Source organism: Anabaena sp. WA102 (assembly GCF_001277295.1).
Taxonomy (GTDB): domain Bacteria; phylum Cyanobacteriota; class Cyanobacteriia; order Cyanobacteriales; family Nostocaceae; genus Dolichospermum; species Dolichospermum heterosporum.
Genome location: NZ_CP011456.1, coordinates 3,795,638 through 3,814,412, shown reverse-complemented (window position 1 = coordinate 3,814,412; position 18,775 = coordinate 3,795,638). Strand labels below are relative to the sequence as shown.

Here is an 18,775-nt window from a genome sequence, read left to right as displayed (position 1 = left end):
AAGTTAGGTTAAAATCAACAAACTTTACCTAAAATATACTATGCTGAAATGTTCATGCACATCATCGTGAATTTGTACAGCGCGCAAGTCCTAACGCCATATTATTTTTGACTTTTGACTTTTGACTTCCGCCTTGGGGTACTAGCGTTATATTGGTAAACCCAGCCAAAAAATCAGGAGCAGATTTAACTCCCAAAATAATTTTTGTAACAATTGTCACAATTACTTAAATCTGCCCTGAAAATGAATTAATCAAGTTGATAGTACATTTATCAAGCATAAATAGTTAATAAAACTTTAACTATCTATTGAGGCAAATCACAGCTACTCAGCGAAGAAAGTGCTATGGTGAAGGGAAATAATTGGGCATTTACAAGTGACACTCACCTAAGTATTACATACTTGGATTGTTCTGTAAAAAAACTGATCAACTCGAACCGTATTTGTTAACCGACAAATAAAATATCTAACTGATCATTAACAAAAAACCAAAGGTAGATGAATTATCAAGGTTATTAGGATAAAAAAACTAGCAAACATCAGAAAATTCTGATTGATAAACTGTCAAAAACACAACTATTTCAGCTAATATACATGAACCAATCTGCGAAACGTTACTCACCGCTCCAAGCTGCCCTGATTGGTGGAGCGATCGCCACAACTGCTACTATATCTGTATTTGGTCAAGCTTGGACACGCTGCGTTCATGCTGCTTTACAAGATAGTCCGAAAGCATTAGTTGACCAAGTTTGGCAGTTGGTGAATCGTGAATATGTTGATGGAAAATTTAACCAACAAGATTGGCAAGCGGTCAGGCAAAGTCTATTAAGTAAAGACTATACTTCTAAAGACGAGGCTTATGTAGCAATCCGCGAGGCTTTACAAAAGCTAGGTGATCCCTACACCCGGTTTATGAACCCCAAACAATATGAATCCCTGACAAACCAAACATCTGGGGAAGTGTCCGGGATTGGGATTCGGATGCAAGTTAACGAAAAAACCAAACGCCTCACGGTTATAGAAGCCATAGAAAACTCTCCAGCCCTCAAAGCTGGACTGAAATCAGGCGATGAGATTTTGGCAATAGATGGCAAATCTACCCTAAAAATGACAGTAGAAGATGCCTCAAAATTGATTCGTGGTCAAATAGGTACTTCTGTCAGCTTAGATTTAGAAAGACCAAATAACAAATTCAACGTTAAATTAACAAGGGCAACTATAGAAGTTCCCACAGTCCGGTATACCCTCAAACAAGAATCTGGTCGCCGAGTAGGATATATTCGGTTACAAGAATTTAGCTCCCATGCGGCGGATCAAATGCGGGTAGCTATTCGCACTTTAAAAGCCCAAAAAGTTGATTCCTACGTTTTAGATTTGCGAGGTAATCCTGGTGGTTTATTAAATGCGAGTATAGAAATCGCCCGGATGTGGCTAGATGATGGTCATATCGTCAAAACCGTAGACCGCAAAGGATCAAGCTCTCAAACAAAAGCCAATCAGACAGCAATTACCAAGCTACCTTTAGCAATTTTAGTTGACGGTAATTCCGCTAGTGCTAGTGAAATCCTCACTGGCGCACTCAAAGATAATAAACGGGCTGTAGTTGTTGGTAGTCAAACCTTCGGTAAGGCTTTGGTACAGTCAGTCCATGAACTAGGAGATGGTTCAGGTTTAGCTGTGACTATTGCCCATTACTATACACCAAATGGTACAGACATCAATCATAAAGGAATTGCTCCCGATATCAAGCTGGACTTGACCCAAACTCAAGAACGCCAATTAGCTTCTAATCCGAATTTAATTGGTACAAATAGCGATCCCCAATATACCCGTGCTATTGCTGTTCTTTCTAATGGCAAACTAGCACAATCAGTGACAAATCAAAATCCTCAGTCTATTAGTGTCAATGCGAAAGACTTGAAGTTTTAGCATTCATTGTAGGTTGGGTTCAGCCCACAACCCAACCTAAGAATCAAGAGTTAATGAATAAATTGCCTATCTTCTTCTGCTACCGAAACCGGAAGAACGACGACTGGAAGAACGTCCACCACTACCAAAACTACTACCAGAATTGCGTCGGGTAGAGCTAGAGTTACCAGAAGGACGAAGGGTACTACCACCAAAACCAGAACCAGAAGCTCGTCCAGTGGAGGTGCGGTTTGCGGTTCCTGAAGAGGAATTTCTGATGTTTCCTGTGGTGCGGAAAGCCGTGCGATTTCTCACTGCTGCGGGTGGTTCATTGTAGCGAGAACGGTAACTAGAAACAGCCGAGTCATAGTTAGAACCATAGCCACCGTAACCATTCATGATTCCACCGGGCTGATACACGGGGGGAACATAATATTGAGGTCTAAATAACATACTACTAATAGCTTGTCCCGCAACATTACCAACTAAAGCTCCGGCAAAAGGGGCCCAAAAACTACTTTGCTGACGGACAATTACAGTTTCCGGTTGTCCGGTTTGGGGATTGTTTCTGGTTTCAGTGACATTATGGACGTACTCAAGTTTGAAGTCTTCAGTCATGTATAAGATTGGCTGACTATTTTCTACTTTTAAGTAAGTTTTCTTACCTGCTTTGATTTCATCATCAGTCAATCGTGCCATTTGTAGCTTTTCTGTGGCAAAGCTGGGGGGATTGTTATTGAGTAAAAACAAGGTATACTCACCATTGGCATCGTTGTATGTACCCTGTTGTACTTCATACTGACCATCATTTAACTTGGTGGGAGTAGCGGTTTGGCTAACGTTCTTACTTGAGGAATTAGCGTCGTTTCCTCCTCCACAAGCGACAGTTGTTAAGCACAAGGTCAAGGCTAAACAAACAATCGTAAATTTACGTAGTATGCTAATCATCATCGTGTTTATGTTTGTTTTCGGGTACTCATTACAGAGTGAACTACCCACACTGACCTGACGGTACAGTGTCGGCTTCCTGTCCAGCAAAAAACACAGTAGTAGACTTCTTGCGTCCTCTATTACTGCGACTTACTTCTGGGCGACAGGCTTCTTGATGAAGTTGTTCATGGGGGAAACCCCCAAGACCACACTTCATCGCTTTATCCCCCGTTCCAGAGGTCAAAATTCGTAGTCCCTCATCTCTGAGGTTTATCGCTGCATTAATGTCTCTATCATGCTTGGTCTGACACTTCTCGCAAGTCCAAAATCTTATATCTAGTGGCAAACTTCCCACTTGATTAAGGCATACATGACAAGTTTTTGATGACGGGAAGAATCTATCAACTTCTTGATAAATTTTGCCTTCATTTTCTGCTTTGTATTTAAGCATGGTACAAAACATTCCCCAACCAACTTGTTGAATAGATTTGGCTAGGCAGTGATTTTGCATCATGCCCTTAACATGAAGATTTTCTACCACAATAACTTGGTTTTCGTTAACTATCCTACGAGATAGTTTATGGAGAAAATCTTCTCTACAATTAGTTATCTTTCTATGAACTCTAGCAACTTTCTTTCTAGCTTTATTTCGGTTGTTAGAGCCTTTTTGTTTTCTAGATAATTGCTGTTGTTTTAATTTTAAGTTTTTCTCATGCTTATTAAGTATTCTGGGGTTATCAAATTTAGAACCATCACTGGTAATTGCAAAATGAGTTAGCCCCAAATCAATACCTATTGCTTTGCCTTCTGCAATTAACTCTGGTTTATCTTTGCCATCTTCAAATAAAATTGCAGCAAAATATTGTTCACTACAATTTTTGGTGATGGTTACGGTTTTAATTTTCCCTTCAATCTCTCGATGAATAATTGCTGATACTTTCCCTATTTTTGGTAGGATTAATTGATGATCAGCAATTTTAACATTTTGAGGATATTGAATAGACTGCTTACCATGCTTAGATTTAAACTTGGGGTATTTAGCTCTTTTTTCAAAGAAATTGTTAAATGCAACTCCCAGGTTTAAACAGACTTGTTGCAAGCACTGAGAATAGGTTAAAGATAGCCACTCATGTTCTTTCTTTAGTTGAGGAATTATCTTTTTAACTTCGTATCCAGACAATCCTTTACCTGTCTCTTTATAAGTTTCGTTCATCAAATTCAAAAAATAATTCCATAGCCAACGACAGCTACCAAAAGCTTGTGCTAATGATTGCTGTTGTTGGGCATTTGGATATAATCTGACTTTGACAATTTTGAGCATATTAGAGTGAAAAGTATTTATTACGAAATAGTGTAACACAAGATTTGTGAATTGCCTCCATGTTTTTCTCCCTTGCTGTCGCTTTGGTCGAAAAACCGTCTAATTCCCACCAGGAGATTGCGGGAAGGCTGGGAGCCGCGTCTCTTTAGAGCGCGGGGGAAAGCCTACTCGTGCGGTTTTAACCGCGTCCAATATTCTCAACCATGATGCGGGTCATTAATATATCTTTCTATAGTATCAGCAGCAACGTTTCCAGCAGTTGAAAAGAAATAGCTGCTAGTCCAAAGTGACGGTAGCTTTTTTAATTCTGGGAACTCTTTTCTTAGGTAATTAGATGAGCGTCCTTTAAATGCTTTAACTACCTGAAATATTGCATCAGTTGGATGAATCTCTACGAATAAATGAATGTGATCTGGTGCAACTTCTAACGCACGAATATTCCAATCTTTTTCAATAGCTAATGCCGAAAATATCTCAAAAATCCTATCCCTGATTTTCCCGACAAGCACTTTTTTTCGGCGTTTAGGTATCCAGACTAAATGAATCACGCTCAATCCGACAGCGTGATTATAATGCCGATATTCATAAGAACTTTTTTTCATATATTTTAGCTATTGACTTCCTTTAAATTGTAGACTAAGATAGTCATATCGTCAATCATATCAACAAAATAAACCTGTGCAAATACGCTGGAGATTCAAGCTACAACCGAATATTGGGCAACAAGCCTTAATGTCTGAGTGGCTTGTTACTTTGCGGAAACACAGAAATTATTGTTTAGCAGAACGTCAGCGCGGATTTGAAACTAATAACCAAAAATCAGATGAGTCTGTTATGTACCAATATGGCGCATTTTCAGACTTAGATAGTCGTATTGAATATGGTTCTTATTGCCCATTAACCTGCCCTATCGTTAAGCATGGCGTAATGTCCTCTGGGCTAACAAAAAATAGTAAGAAGCATGGTTTAAGCTGGGGTAGTCCGACTGATATTCAAAGTAAGAGAACAACTGAATTACGTTCTGAATCTGAATGGTATAGCCGAATTAATTCAGATGTTTTACAAGGTAATTTAGCTAAATTAGATATTGCTTATAACGGATTTTTTCAACACAAAAGGGGTTCTCCTGCGTTTCGTAAAGCAGCTAATTTTAAAACTTTTCAATTCAAGCCAGGACAAGTAAAATTAACCGTTAATCGTGAATCCAATCAGCCCCGATGCTATTCCCATGCCTACTTTCCTGGACTGGGGACTATGCGCTATTTTGATAGTCGGACTATTCCCGTAGATGCTGACATTAGGACGGTAACAGTAATTAAAGAAGCTGACGGATGGTACATGAGTGTATTACTCAATTTACCTGAATCGCTACCTGAAGTCACAGAAATTGAAACTGTCAAATCAGCGGTGGGTATTGACGTAGGAATTAATAAATTAATTTCTTTGTCGGATGGTTCATTTATTGAAAATCCTAAATTTGCAACTAACAAAAAAGTCCGTCGTCAATTAAGAATCAGACAGCGCCGGGTTAACCGTAAAGTCAAGGGTTCTAATAATCGTAAAAAAGCCGGGAAAAGAGTCGCCAAACTACATAAAAAGATTGCAGATAAACGGAATGATCATCAATGGAAAGCAGCCAATAAAGTTGTTAACACCGCTGAGGCAATTGTCCAAGAGGATCTAAATGTTAAGGCGATGAAGTCCCGCTGCAAACCTAAACGGCAGAAAGGGCGATTTATGCCTAATGGTCAATCTGCAAAACGTGGGTTAAATCGCTCCATTTCTGATGCCAGTTGGGGCGAATTATTTTCTAAGATTGCTTGGCTGGCATTGAAGTCTGGTAAGCCAGTATTATCCGTTAATCCTAAATTTACTTCTCAAGAATGTTCGGCTTGTCATCATATTAGTAAAGCTAATAGAGATGGCGAAAAGTTCATTTGTGAACATTGTGGTCATATTGACCATGCTGATACTCAGGCTTCTCGGACAATTTTACGAAGAGCTAATTTAAAATTTGTCAGCAAAGACATTAAAAACCTACCTGCGGACTGCGGGAAAGTTACGCTTGTCAGAGATGATTCTGCCAGTAATGGCAAACAGGATCAGGGCAAGAACCGTACATCTAAGGTAATACCTGAAAAGCGGATATTATTCGAGCAGTTGTCTTGACAATTATTCGATTAAGAATCCCCGCGTCTTTAGACCGGGGAGTGTCAAGCCATTCATCTCACGCTGCCCTATGCCTTAACAAATCATTTACAGAGGAATCAATTCTGGATAATATTCCAATAATTGGTCGCTGGAAAGTTCATCACCTAATTGGGCTGGGGAAAAATGTACTTGGATAGCGCGGAGTTTATGTTTGTAGTGTAGATTAATTAGAGCTTTTAGGGCTGCTTTCAAGGCGGAGATGTTAGCCAAATCGGTTTCTAACTCTGGAATTTCCCCCTCAGCCGCGACTGTAATCATGACAATGATGTTTCGGGTGACGGGAAGTGATAAGGGCTGATTTGAGGAATTCAAATCCAGATTAGCTCCATATCTTTGGGCTGAGTCTGTGAATAGTTCATTGACATAATCTCCTGCTTCCCCTTCATTCCAAAAGACATCACCTTCATTGGCCGCAGAGAACAAATATTCATCATATTGGAGGAAAGTTTGGCATAGTTCCACCAGTTCTTCTCCTAAAACTTCTAGCTCACCGTCAGCATTGATGGCTGTTCTAGCGGCACTATTGAGAACACCTAAGATTGGTGCTACTTCATCTCCCTTTAAATGCAAAAACAACCGACAGACAATATAGCGAGTTCTGCCCATCATGCGATTAAACATTTGTTTTCTCCTGTAATTTCGGTAAATGTTGACAACTGTATATTAACCAATGCAGTAAAATTCTTTGATAAAATCTGCAATCACGGAAAAATCAGGTATGATGTCTACCCTGGTATTGCCAACTTTGAGAGTTGGAGTTGGTAAAGTATCGAGAGAATAAGTAAAAATTAAATTTTCAAAATGACGATGAAAATTGGTATTGTAGGACTGGGACTCATTGGTGGTTGTTTAGGTTTCGATTTACGATCGCAAGGACATTATATTTTAGGTGTCAGCCGTCGTGAATCAACCTGTGAGAAAGCAATTAAACTTGGTAGTGTTGATCAAGCGTCGGTGGACTTGAGCTTGTTGGCATCAGCAGAGGTTGTATTTATTTGTACCCCTATAGGACTGATAGTCCCCCAAGTGAAAGAATTAATAACTCATTTACCAAAGACTACTATTATCACTGATGTTGGTTCAGTTAAAACACCCATAGTGGAAACGATTTCTCCTTTATGGGAAAATTTTGTTGGTGGTCATCCCATGGCGGGAAAAACTGATGTCGGGATAGAAGCAGCACAGCGAAATTTGTTTGTCAATCGGCCTTATGTATTAACGCCAGTGGAGACAACACCTGGTGATGCTGTGATAATTGTAGAAGAAATTGTGCGATCGCTCGGTTCTATTATCTACCATTGTCAACCAGAACAACATGACCGGGCTGTGAGTTGGATTTCTCATTTACCTGTAATGGTGAGTGCCTCCTTGATTGCAGCTTGTTTAAGTGAGAAAGATCCAGAAATTGCTACATTAGCCCAAAATTTTGCTAGTTCGGGGTTTCGAGATACAAGTAGGGTTGGCGGTGGAAATCCAGAATTAGGGGTAATGATGGCGCAATATAACCGCCAAGCATTATTACATTCCCTTCATCAATACCGCGAAAATTTAGACGAATTTATTCATATAATTGAGCAGGAAAAATGGGAATTGTTAGAGGAAAAGTTTAAATTCAATCAGCAAGCGCGTCCTGATTTTGTTGGAGTCAGGAATCAGGACGAATGATCGAGAACTTGAAAAAGTGCTTGATTTGAAATATAAATGAGGGCGCAGTCCCTGCGCCCTACGGTTTTATTGCGATTTATACATTAAACCGGAATAATAGTACATCACCTTCTTGGACAATATACTCTTTTCCTTCACTTCTGACTAAGCCTTTTTCTTTGGCTGCACTCATTGAACCATGAGTTACTAAATCATGATAAGCTACAGTTTCTGCCCGAATAAATCCCCGTTCAAAATCAGAGTGAATGACTCCTGCGGCTTGAGGTGCAGACATCCCAGCATTGATTGTCCAAGCGCGGGTTTCTTTCGGTCCACAGGTGAAATAAGTCCGCAAACCTAAAAGAGTGTAAGTTGCCCGAATTAAGGATTTTAACCCACCTTCTTTCACACCTAAAGATTCCAGAAAATCAGCTTTATCTGCTTCTGGTAATTCGACTAATTCCGCTTCTACTTGAGCAGAAACAATGACAACTTGGGCATTTTCAACCGCCGCAACTGCTCGCACTTTTTCGACAAAATCATTACCTATAGCTAAGTCTTCTTCAGAAACATTAGCAGCGTAAATAATGGGTTTATTGGTAAGTAATCCTAAGCCCTTAATAATTTCCGATTCTTCGGTATTTAAACCAACTTGACGAACAGATTTACCCTCATTTAAAGCGACAGCTAATTTTTCCAGAATTTCTATTTCCGATTGTGCATCCTTGCTGGTACGAGCAAGTTTACGAGTTCTTTCAATACGTTTTTCAATTTGGAATAAGTCCGATAAACCAAGTTCTAAATTAATGATTTCAATATCTCGTGCTGGGTCAACAGAACCGGCTACGTGAATGATATCATCGTTTTCAAAACAACGCACAACATGAACGATCGCATCAACTTCCCGAATGTGGGATAAGAATTGATTACCCAGTCCTTCTCCTTGACTTGCACCTTTAACTAAACCGGCAATGTCAACAAATTCAACACGGGCAGGTATAGTTTGCACTGAGGTGGCAATTTTGGCGAGAACGTCTAACCGGTCATCGGGGACTGAGACCATACCAACATTCGGTTCAATGGTGCAAAATGGGAAGTTAGCGGCTTCGGCTTTAGCGTTAGCGACTACAGCGTTAAATAGGGTTGATTTTCCGACGTTGGGAAGTCCGACAATTCCGGCTCTTAGCATTGCAAATTTTAGATTTTGGTTTCAAGTATCAGGATAATTCAAACAGGTAGAGGATGGTTGGATTTAATTCACAAAGAGACTTCCAAATAAAAAAATGTCCCAAAACTGATGCAGAAATTCTCTCTCTGTGTACTCTGTGCCTCTGTGGTTCGTTTCTTAGGATAATTTATTTCTTGGAAGTCTCAAAAAGACTTTCATCCGCAGGTATTTTGGGAATTATCCATAACCCAATGATACCAAAATTTTCAGACAATGACACGCAATTCTATATTAGGGCAAGGCAATACTGAATGTGAGTTGTATATAAATATTTATTAACGGAGAATTAATTAGTCTTTATTAAACCTTAAAAACCATAGATATCCTAGTATTTATTTAGGAATACATAGTTATAACGTCATATTTAATACAGCTTTCAAGCTTATCAAAGTTTAATATAAGTAGGTGAACACAATAAAACCAATCTGTGTAAAGAAAAGTAAAATCGCCCAAACCCTCTTCACTCTTGCCTCTTGCCTCTTGCCTGTTGCCTTGCCATAACGACGATTTTCAATGCTAACCTACTTAGTATATAAGGTTTTGGTAACAAATGCTTTGTCTAGATGATAGAGATCAGAAAATTAAAGATTAAGCAGTTTATTTTACCTTAGCCCTAAAACGAAAGAAACCATAAGAACCTACTGGTGTTCCCACCCCCGTGGACTGGGGTATTCCCTCTGGTGCTGTTGAACCACCAATTTTCACGACAATTGCACCATTTGTATTAGTTGCAGCACAGGTTGTACTGGGGGTGACACCAGCCGCGAAAAATTCACCTGCATCTGTATCTGTTCCTGCACCTGTTAACCTCAATAAATAAGGTTCGGTCAAAGGTGTGGCCGGTGAAGGTAAACCATCATCATCAGTAGAATTCCAGCCCAAAACAATACCGAAATCTGCTGTCGTCGCTGTTATGCCAGAATCTGAAGGAATAGCAGTATCACTATTAAAACCTGTAGGTACAAACTCAAGACCATCTGGCACCAAATCGCAGATCTTCGTATTCACTGCCGGCGCATCACCTCTAGACAGGAAGTAAATGGTATATTCTAAAATATCCCCCGGTTGAACTTTACTACCATTAATTTTCCCCCGTAGATAAATATCACTGTCAGGCCAATTAGTATCAGTGTCTTCCGGCGTTGGCGCTGAGTTATCAAATCCAGTAAAGTCAGTGGTAATACCGTTAAGAGCCGTAATTCGTTTAACCAACAGTAACTTTGCCGGTAGTGGCACAAAAAATAAGGTAGGGTCATCATCACCTTTATTGTCAGAAGCGTTACCCGTTTCTATACCGTCGTTAGCAGTCTGTTGAAAAATATCTCCAGGTACTGTTGCTTTAGTAACGCCAGTAGTAGTTGGTACTGCATCTGTTAAGGTAGTAACAGTAACTGTTGGATTAGCTGTATTAAAATTAGCTATCGCTTGGTTACTAATCGTAACTCCAGCAGTATTAACTCTAGCTCTAAATTTAATAGTGACTGTATCACCTATACGCAAAGTACCAGTATTAGTCAGATTAACATTGCTAGTGCCATTGTAACTAGAATTAATTACCAAGTCGTTTCCTGTAGTCTTGGAAACAAGAGTCGCCGAGTTAGCTTCATAAGTTAATTGGGCTGGCAGGGTGTCTTTAATCACAAAGCTATTAGCAACCAGGTTACCAGGAGCTAAGTTGGAATAAGTAACAGTGTATTCAACAATATCATCTATTGTCACCGAGTTACTACTATCATTATCTGCTTGAAATGCTACTTGTTTAGTTCCGACAACGTTGAGACCAACAATTACGATTGGAGCAGTATTTTGGCTTGGACCCATGAAATATGTCCAAGTATCTATACCCTTCTTATCACCGTACAAGCGTCCCCATTCATGCCGTCCATCTGTACGAGTATTAACCCCTTTAGTAGCATCACGGGGAATAGTAACAGTTTGCGTTCCCGTGGGATCTAAATTAACAGGTGTACCATTTTTAGTTGTATAGTTACTATCGTCGTAGTATATGGTGCTGTCGTCTATCATCACCCCATCAGCATCCTTCCCGGAAAAAGCTCCTGGAGGGTTTTCCATGAAGATTCTCATCCCACGTGCATTGCTCTCAACGTCTAACAGGGGAAAGTGATATTCTCCAGCAGTATTGTAAACCTTGGCATTATAGTTTCCCACCGGTAGTGTAACACCAGCTGCATCTTTTACGTCCCAGATCACCGAATAGTTACTGTTATTGATTAATAGAGATCCCGTCAAAACGCGATCATTGTTATCGCCATAAACACCATTTTTGTCAGTATCAATAATGATTTGATACTTACCAATTTGATTGGTAGTAAAACTAAAATTTCCTCCCACCCCAACCGTAGTAGTGTTAGTGTTTCCAGTACCTGTGAATTTAAAGTTAGTTGGAGCTTGAGGGAGAGTTGCTGTGAGTGGAATCACTAAACCCGTTAATGCCACAGAAGCAGGGGTATTAAAAAAAACTCTGTGGGTAATATCTGTAGTTGTATCTGCAACTGTTGGTGGTTGAACTACCACACCACTAGGAATAGTAAAGTTCAGCGCTTCAGTGGTGGCTGTAATAGAATGGTAATTAGTGATATTATTACTATTGCCTTTGTCAATAAATCCTCGACTGTTGCCAAAAAAGATAAAATTCCCAGGGTCCATCGCTTCTAGCTCAACTCGATAGCGATACCCATCTTTAGTTTGCACAAAAAGTTTGGAATAGATTCCGAGATCATTAGGATTGGAACCGCCGGAATTACCTCCCATATTCAGGGAGAGATAGTTGGTAAATACCCGCCCCGGTTGAACAACACCATTGCTGGTGACAGTAATATCCCAAGCTGCTACTGTACCATATTGAGTTGCATCTGTGGGAAATGCGGCATTATACGTAAGAATAGGAGGATTAGCCGTTGAATTTGACGACGGACCATGAAACTCAACTTCATAAACACCAGTTTGTGTGGCTACTATTTGACAAGGAGTGTAACCACCAGCAGCAGGGAGAGGACCAGCGGTCTCTTTAGCGTAAGTATCAATAAAGCCAAAACCAGTAGATAGAACATTGCAAGCACCATTTTGAGTTCCATTGGGACTTCTATAGACAATATCTTGTGTACCACCACCATAACTTGTAGGCACACTAGAGCCAAGGTTGATGACTTCCCCTTGTTGCACGTAAACTTTTAGGAGTGTTGTTCGGGGAATACCAGCAAGGCTGACACCGGATAACCATTCGGTGTAAGGTCTGTATCCGGAATTCTTAACTAAGTCTTTACTACCTTCAGCGCTTACAGGTTGTAGGCTTTGTCCCCATATACAGATAATAAAAGCCAGGCTAGTAATTAATTTCTTTGAATAGTTTCTGGGAGGGCGTTTTATTTTATTTAACATAAGTTTTGTTGTTCGTTGTCCGTTGTTCATGACCACTGACCAATAACCACTTTTATTCCAATTGCAAATCTTCTTCTTGGACAATTACTTCCATACCGCGAATATCTTGGAAAATAAATTCTGCACGACGGTTACGAGCATGATCTAATTTTCCGTTTCCGGGTGTTAATAGTTGACGTTTACCAAAAGAACGAATTGTCATTCTTTCTGGGGCTATTCCTTGACGAATTAGATAGTTTCTCGCAGATTTAGCTCGGTTTGCTCCCAATCGCATATTATATTTATCATTAGCACGATAATCTGTATGTCCATAAATTTCTACAACAATTGACGGATTATCACGTAATACCTGGGCAATTTTATTTAAAACTCTCGCACTGGCAGGACTAATATTATATTTGTCTAGGGCAAAATGGACGTTTTTAGGAACTTTAAGTTTAGTAGGTGTGGGTGGTTTTTCTGGTGGTTTTTCTGGTGGTTTTTCTGGTGGTTTTTCGGTTACTGGTGTGAGACATTGGAGGCTAGAAGTTGCTAACTGATTTAAGGGGTCGGGAACTGGGGGTGATTGTGAATTAATAGCACGAATTGAGGCCGGATAGGTAGGCTCAGATGTTCCATATTGGGGTAAAGTTGCGATCGCACTAATGCGATCTCCTGGTTGTAAATTAGCCAAATTCATGGTAAACTTACCTTGAGTATCAGCTTTGCTACTAGCCAAAAATTTATTTAAACCGCCATAACCATCTTTTCCACCGACTAAATAAACATCAACTTGAGAATTTGGTTCAGCCATACCATCAATTCCCACGGTAGAACTCAAACCTGAGAAAAATTCCTTACTCAAAAATTGCGGACTATTAATAGCAGCATTAGCCGTATCTAAACGACGGTTAGATGAATTGCGGGGTGGGTTTGGACCATCTCCATTTTCCCAGTTTTGCACGTCAACATTATGAAAGGCATTGAGGTCAATACTCAACCCTTCCAAATTCCAAAACTGATTATTGAGAATAATATTTCTATCACTTTGAGGATAGGAAGCAATGACAATTCCTGCGCCGGCTTGATGACTAATTTGATTATCATATATTTGATGATCATTGCCCATGAGATAAATAGCGGCTCTTCTAAATCTGCGAGCATTGGCTTTAATTTGATTCTGGAAAATGCGAATAGAACCTTCAGATTTAAATAAAAATATCCCACTACCATCATTACCACAAATCAGATTTCCACTAATTTCCGATTTATCAATAATGCCATCTAAACGAACTGCGTCGGGCATTCCGGCTATCCCATTAGCGATAATAATATTTTCAATAGTTTTCAGTCCTTGGGCGCGAATCCCTGTAATAACTGCACTACCATCATGATAGGAAATCCGATTACGACGAATCATTGTATCCACACTATTAAATACATATACCCCAAAAGCAGAAGTCATAACTGGCATTTTTGCTTCTGGAGTAATTCCCAACCAGTTATCTTCAATTACCACATTTTGAGGTGGGGGATTATTTTCAGTTTCGGCAATATTGCCTACATAAGATTTTAATTTAAATGTAAGAGGTAAAATGAAAGAATGGGCAATAAAAATATCTGCGGGAGGAGTGCTTTCGGTATCGCGGTGATAGGAGTTAAAACCATAAATACTCAAGCCGCGAATTGTCACATTATCCGCAGTAATAGTCAAGCCTCGAAATACTTCTGCGTCACTAGCAGCGGTAATACTTACTACTGGTTGAGGAATCTTAATTTCCGTCGTCGGTGATTTTTCTCTATTGTATCCTGGCTGGGTTGTACCATCAATAATTAAACCAGGAGTAGCCAGCGGTGGTAAGACTTCTTGCAAATAAATTGTAGTTTGTGCTGGTGGTAAATTAAAGCTAATTTGTGAATATTGACTAGGGGTAATTTGAGCCTTTTCAATATTACTTAACTGCTCTATTTTTAAACTACCATTGACGAGAGAAATGGCTTCTCGCAAGGTTAAAACATCATCGGCTATAATAGCACCATCTTGATTACCATTGACTACTATTTTCAGTCCCTTATCTGAAGTTTGGGCTAAAGCTGTCAGTGGTAGCAAGATTAATAACAATGTCGAAAAATTCAACAATTTAGATAATTTTTGCCGTCTTAATTTGTTGTGGTTTTTTGTCAGTTGTTCTTTGTCAGTTGTTAAATGACCACTGACCACTGACCAGATAAATTTTAATTTTAATAGTTTCATATTCCTGTATTCCCTGCTTTATTTGCTTTAATCGCAGATTCCTGTTGTGGTTTTGGCGCAACCTTTTGTTGTCCGAAACCTTCAAATAGTTCATTAAGTTTCAGGGTTAAACCTAAATATGCACCACCAGCGGAACGAGTTCCTGAAAAGTCTCGGTCGTCAACTTTACCAAAGGCATAACCAGCAGCCAGACGTAAATTAGGATTAAGATAATAGCCAGTTTCTAAAACAAAACCCGTCTCTGTATAATTGCCTTGAGTAATTAACCTAGTTTCCCCCACCAGATCCATACTATACCCTAAACGATAGGTAGCCCGGAGTTGAGATAAATTTACTGAACTGGTCCCTACTAAATCACTAGCTAAATAGGACGTACTATTGCGTAAAGCATATTTGCTATAAAATTCCCATTGCCAATTAGGAGCATAAATACCCTCTATAGCGAAAGTATGATCTTCCGAACCTGTGCCACTTCCTATTAGGATTGTGTCAGGAATAGTGGCGGGATTTTGACGGTATTCATAGCGAAATAGGGCATTAAATTTATCACTATTAATATCACGATAAGCTAAACCCATTTTGACATTAATGGTATCTCCTAAACTCAAGGTTTGATTAGCAGAACTAGCTTGTTGGTAACGGGCCAAGGCTGTGAGTGAGGGGGAAATTTTACCAGTGATACTACCGGAAATTACTGTATTTGTGCCGCCAGCAGAATTGCGATATTCATATTTAGTGCTGGCTTGAAAATTAGGATTATCTGTATATTCTAAACCCACGCTGTAGCTATCACCACTATTAAAACTAATCGCCGAACCTGCTTGACCAAAGGCAAAGGGTTGAGAAAATTGTTGACCAGTGGTATTCTTGCTAAAGAAGCTGCCAAATACGTGTTCGTAAGCCACACTTAATTTTAAGCCCGGTGCAATAGTTAAGCGATTTTTTAGACCAACTGCACCCTGTGTAGTCCTTTCATTAGCACTACCAATAATGGAATATCGTCCGGTTAAGGAGGTATCTTGACCGAGTTTTTGTTCACCATTGACATTTAAACCGGTGACAGAATTACCGTTAGATTGACCACTATTAAACAGTTGATGAGTTAAACTAACGTTGACACCGGGAATGGCTGCCCAATTGAGGCCAAAGGTGGTACGAGCGGGGTAAACGCTGTCCTGTTGCTTTGAGAGACTCAGTTCATTTTGGGCTTGGAATGTAAGACTTTTAGCAATGGGGACAGTTAAACGCGATCGCAATTGTTGAGAACTGCTACTAGGCGCACCAACAGACATCCTATCTTCACGCTGGCGATAAATCCAATCTACATCCAAATTAGTCTGACCAAACCGTTGTTGCACACCCGCATTAATGGTCGTCAGAGAGTTATCAACGGGAGTTCCGGGCGTGGCTTGGGTTTGAGGACTAAATAGCTCTTCAAAGGTATTCCGGGCTACAGGAGCAATACCAAAGTTATCTTCATGGTCATATTGCCACCGCAAATTTGTACTTGTCGTTATTCTACCTGTCATTTGCACGCCATAACGAGTTTGCCCAGGAACAAAACTAGTTGTAGCATTATTAGCAAATCCTGTATCTACAGAAGAGTAATAACTGCGTCCTTTCAAACTGGAGAAAAGTTGCCCTGCCACTTCTAAGCGATAAGCTTGGCCACGTACCTTACCCAATACTTCCGAAGTATTGCGGGAATGGGCATATTCAGCAGTGATTTTACCCGCATTAGGTAAAGAAATTTGGGTATCTGCACCATAGACTTGAAAATCCCGGAGTCCCTGATTTTCTTGTAGGAAAGTTGTTCCTAACCAACTTTGTTGTTGAGAATCTCCACTTAAGTTATATTGCAGACGACCTGCATAAATATCACCATCGGAATTTTTCGCATCATATTCATAGCTAACTATAATTTTGCGGACTAATATCTGTCCATACTCATCCACAGAAGTTCTCAGAATCGGCTGTTTAAACAACACAGTCCCACGATCATAATCAAAATCGTAGTCTGTTCCCCGCTCAAGTTTTTGCCGTTTAACCACTGTCCCCGGACGATTGAGTTCTTCTAATTCTAAATATACGTTTTCACTACCTCCCACCAATATGCGTCGGGAGAGAAAATAATAACCACTAGTTCCGTCAGGAGCAATAGTATCCCGTTGGAAGCCTTTCACATATTGACTATAAAAACCTGTAACAGCCAGGTTTCCTAAATTATAATTAGTTTTAAACCCGTTTAATTGACGACTGGTAGATGTAAACTGCTGTGATGGTCGTGCTAACTCCTCCGTATTATAGTCACCCCACATCAAATAATCCGGGTTAGCACCAGGAACTTTTGAGGATCTCTCTAAGCGGGCAAATACACTACTAATAGAAGGAGTAACAATCTCAGACCTAGAACTATCACCATAAGCAGGATAATTTTGATTACTAGAAGAGCCAGACGCAAATAAATTAGTATTACAGTCGCAATCTTCATTCAAACTGCGAGAACTATTGTATGCACCAGTAAACAACCAATCTCCAATAGCACCAGTGGCAAATATGGCCGAATTAAATCCGACTTCTGTGCCATTATTCTTATCAGTTGGCAGAAAATCACGATATCGGCTGTAATAATCTGTACCTTTTGCCCCCAGTCGTAGATCTACTACCCCAGTTAGCAAACTCGGACGTAGTGCAGTTTCAAACTGTAGCTGGGTAAAGCCTTCTAGCCCAGTGGTTGTAGCACTAATTCGCACTGTTTGTGCCTTAGTATCCGAAAGTAAGGTAGCTACAAATATCCCTTCTTTCGCTTCTATCTGAAATCCTGGTTGGTCTGGTTTGAAGTCTGCACCAAGAAACTTTCCGGCTGTGGGTGTTAATGTAATAACAGCATCCTGCTCGGAACGATTACCACCTTTATCTAACAGTTGTCCCTGAATTACCGCAGTAGAACGTCCGTCAGCTGGAATCCGACTAGCTTGACTTTCTAATTTTAATTCCGTTGCTGAACCTTTAATAGAAACCTGGACTATTTCTGGTGGCTCTACTCTTCCCACTAACTGAGCAGAAATGGTATTTTTACCTTCTTTTAAACCCACACCATACCATGTTTGCGTTACTAAATTGGTACTAGGACTTGTTTCTGTCCGTCCAATTAAGGAGGAATCAACTAACTCCCCATTAACTCGTAATTCTATCTGACTACCAATACTAAACTGGACAATGACGGAAGTAGCAGGACTACTTAAAACCTCATCAGCACTAGGAGTGAGAATTTTCACAACTTTGGTTGTTTGGGAAACTTCTGTAGTTGTGGTATTTGGATTTAAAGACGCTGGGACAGGAGCATTTTCTGTAGTTGTGGTAGTAGTTGTATTTAAAGACGCTGGGACAGGAGTATTTTCTGTAGTTGCGGTAGTAGTTGTATTTAAAGACGCTGGGACAGGAGTATTTTCTGTAGTTGTGGTAGTAGTTGGATTTAAAGACGCTGGGACAGGAGTATTTTCTGTAGTTGTGGTAGTAGTTGGATTTAAAGACGCTGGGACAGGAGCATTTTCTGTAGTTGTGGTAGTTGGATTTAAAGACGCTGGAACAGGAGCATTTTCTGTAGTTGTGGTAGTAGTTGGATTTAAAGACGCTGGAACAGGAGCATTTTCTGTAGTTGCGGTAGTTGGATTTAAAGACGCTGGAACAGGAGCATTTTCTGTAGTTGTGGTAGTTGGATTTAAAGACGCTGGAACAGGAGCATTTTCTGTAGTTGTGGTAGTAGTTGGATTTAAAGACGCTGGAACAGGAGCATCTATAGCCTTTTTGTCCGTTGGATTTGTAAAATTTAGAGAACCAGCAACAGGAATATTTTCCGCTTTTTCTGCTGCTGTATTTATAGGTAATTGAGTTAAAGGAA

General features: G+C 39.9%; 11 protein-coding genes. 3 read left to right on the top strand and 8 right to left on the bottom strand.

Going from position 1 to position 18,775, the window contains the following annotated elements; genetic code table 11:
* The first annotated feature begins 594 nt into the window (after positions 1-594).
* Positions 595-1,929, top strand: a complete 1,335-nt coding sequence (gene ctpB / locus AA650_RS16620) for a carboxyl-terminal processing protease CtpB (protein WP_053539855.1) — start codon at positions 595-597, stop codon at positions 1,927-1,929.
* A gap of 66 nt (positions 1,930-1,995) precedes the next feature.
* Here ctpB and AA650_RS16615 read toward each other — a convergent pair whose 3' ends face one another.
* From AA650_RS16615 to tnpA, 3 genes are all read right to left on the bottom strand, one after another.
* Positions 1,996-2,859, bottom strand: a complete 864-nt coding sequence (locus tag AA650_RS16615; protein WP_053539854.1) for a hypothetical protein — start codon at positions 2,857-2,859, stop codon at positions 1,996-1,998.
* Between the two features lie 40 nt (positions 2,860-2,899).
* The gene (locus AA650_RS16610) at positions 2,900-4,159 is read right to left on the bottom strand and encodes an RNA-guided endonuclease InsQ/TnpB family protein (protein WP_053539853.1); all 1,260 of its coding nucleotides are present in this window, start codon (positions 4,157-4,159) and stop codon (positions 2,900-2,902) included.
* A gap of 197 nt (positions 4,160-4,356) precedes the next feature.
* Entirely contained in the window at positions 4,357-4,761 is a 405-nt protein-coding gene (gene tnpA / locus AA650_RS16605; protein ID WP_039202577.1) for an IS200/IS605 family transposase, read from the bottom strand.
* 76 nt (positions 4,762-4,837) lie between these two features.
* Between tnpA and AA650_RS16600 the strand changes: the two genes are divergently transcribed.
* Positions 4,838-6,328 (top strand): RNA-guided endonuclease InsQ/TnpB family protein, encoded by a 1,491-nt coding sequence (locus AA650_RS16600; RefSeq protein ID WP_081424255.1) that lies wholly within the window; start codon positions 4,838-4,840, stop codon positions 6,326-6,328.
* 87 nt (positions 6,329-6,415) lie between these two features.
* On the opposite strand, the gene AA650_RS16595 is transcribed toward AA650_RS16600, so the two are convergent.
* On the bottom strand, positions 6,416-6,991 hold the full coding sequence (locus AA650_RS16595) for a DUF1517 domain-containing protein (protein WP_053539852.1): 576 nt from the start codon (positions 6,989-6,991) through the stop codon (positions 6,416-6,418).
* Between the two features lie 186 nt (positions 6,992-7,177).
* Here AA650_RS16595 and AA650_RS16590 point away from each other — a divergent pair, with 186 nt between their 5' ends.
* Positions 7,178-8,035, top strand: a complete 858-nt coding sequence (locus tag AA650_RS16590; protein WP_053539851.1) for a prephenate/arogenate dehydrogenase — start codon at positions 7,178-7,180, stop codon at positions 8,033-8,035.
* 76 nt (positions 8,036-8,111) lie between these two features.
* Here the strand turns inward: AA650_RS16590 and ychF are convergent, their stop codons facing one another.
* The 4 genes from ychF to AA650_RS16570 all read right to left on the bottom strand — a co-directional run bounded on the left by ychF (position 8,112) and on the right by AA650_RS16570 (position 18,674).
* Complete coding sequence (ychF, locus tag AA650_RS16585) at positions 8,112-9,203, bottom strand: redox-regulated ATPase YchF (RefSeq protein WP_053539850.1); 1,092 nt, start codon at positions 9,201-9,203, stop codon at positions 8,112-8,114.
* Positions 9,204-9,839: 636 nt separating this feature from the next.
* Positions 9,840-12,641, bottom strand: a complete 2,802-nt coding sequence (locus tag AA650_RS16580; protein WP_053539849.1) for an isopeptide-forming domain-containing fimbrial protein — start codon at positions 12,639-12,641, stop codon at positions 9,840-9,842.
* A 52-nt stretch (positions 12,642-12,693) separates the two neighbouring features.
* Positions 12,694-14,874 (bottom strand): OmpA family protein, encoded by a 2,181-nt coding sequence (locus tag AA650_RS16575; protein ID WP_081424254.1) that lies wholly within the window; start codon positions 14,872-14,874, stop codon positions 12,694-12,696.
* Complete coding sequence (locus tag AA650_RS16570; RefSeq protein ID WP_234413417.1) at positions 14,871-18,674, bottom strand: TonB-dependent receptor; 3,804 nt, start codon at positions 18,672-18,674, stop codon at positions 14,871-14,873. The genes AA650_RS16575 and AA650_RS16570 overlap by 4 nt, the downstream gene beginning before the upstream one ends.
* Positions 18,675-18,775: the final 101 nt, after the last annotated feature.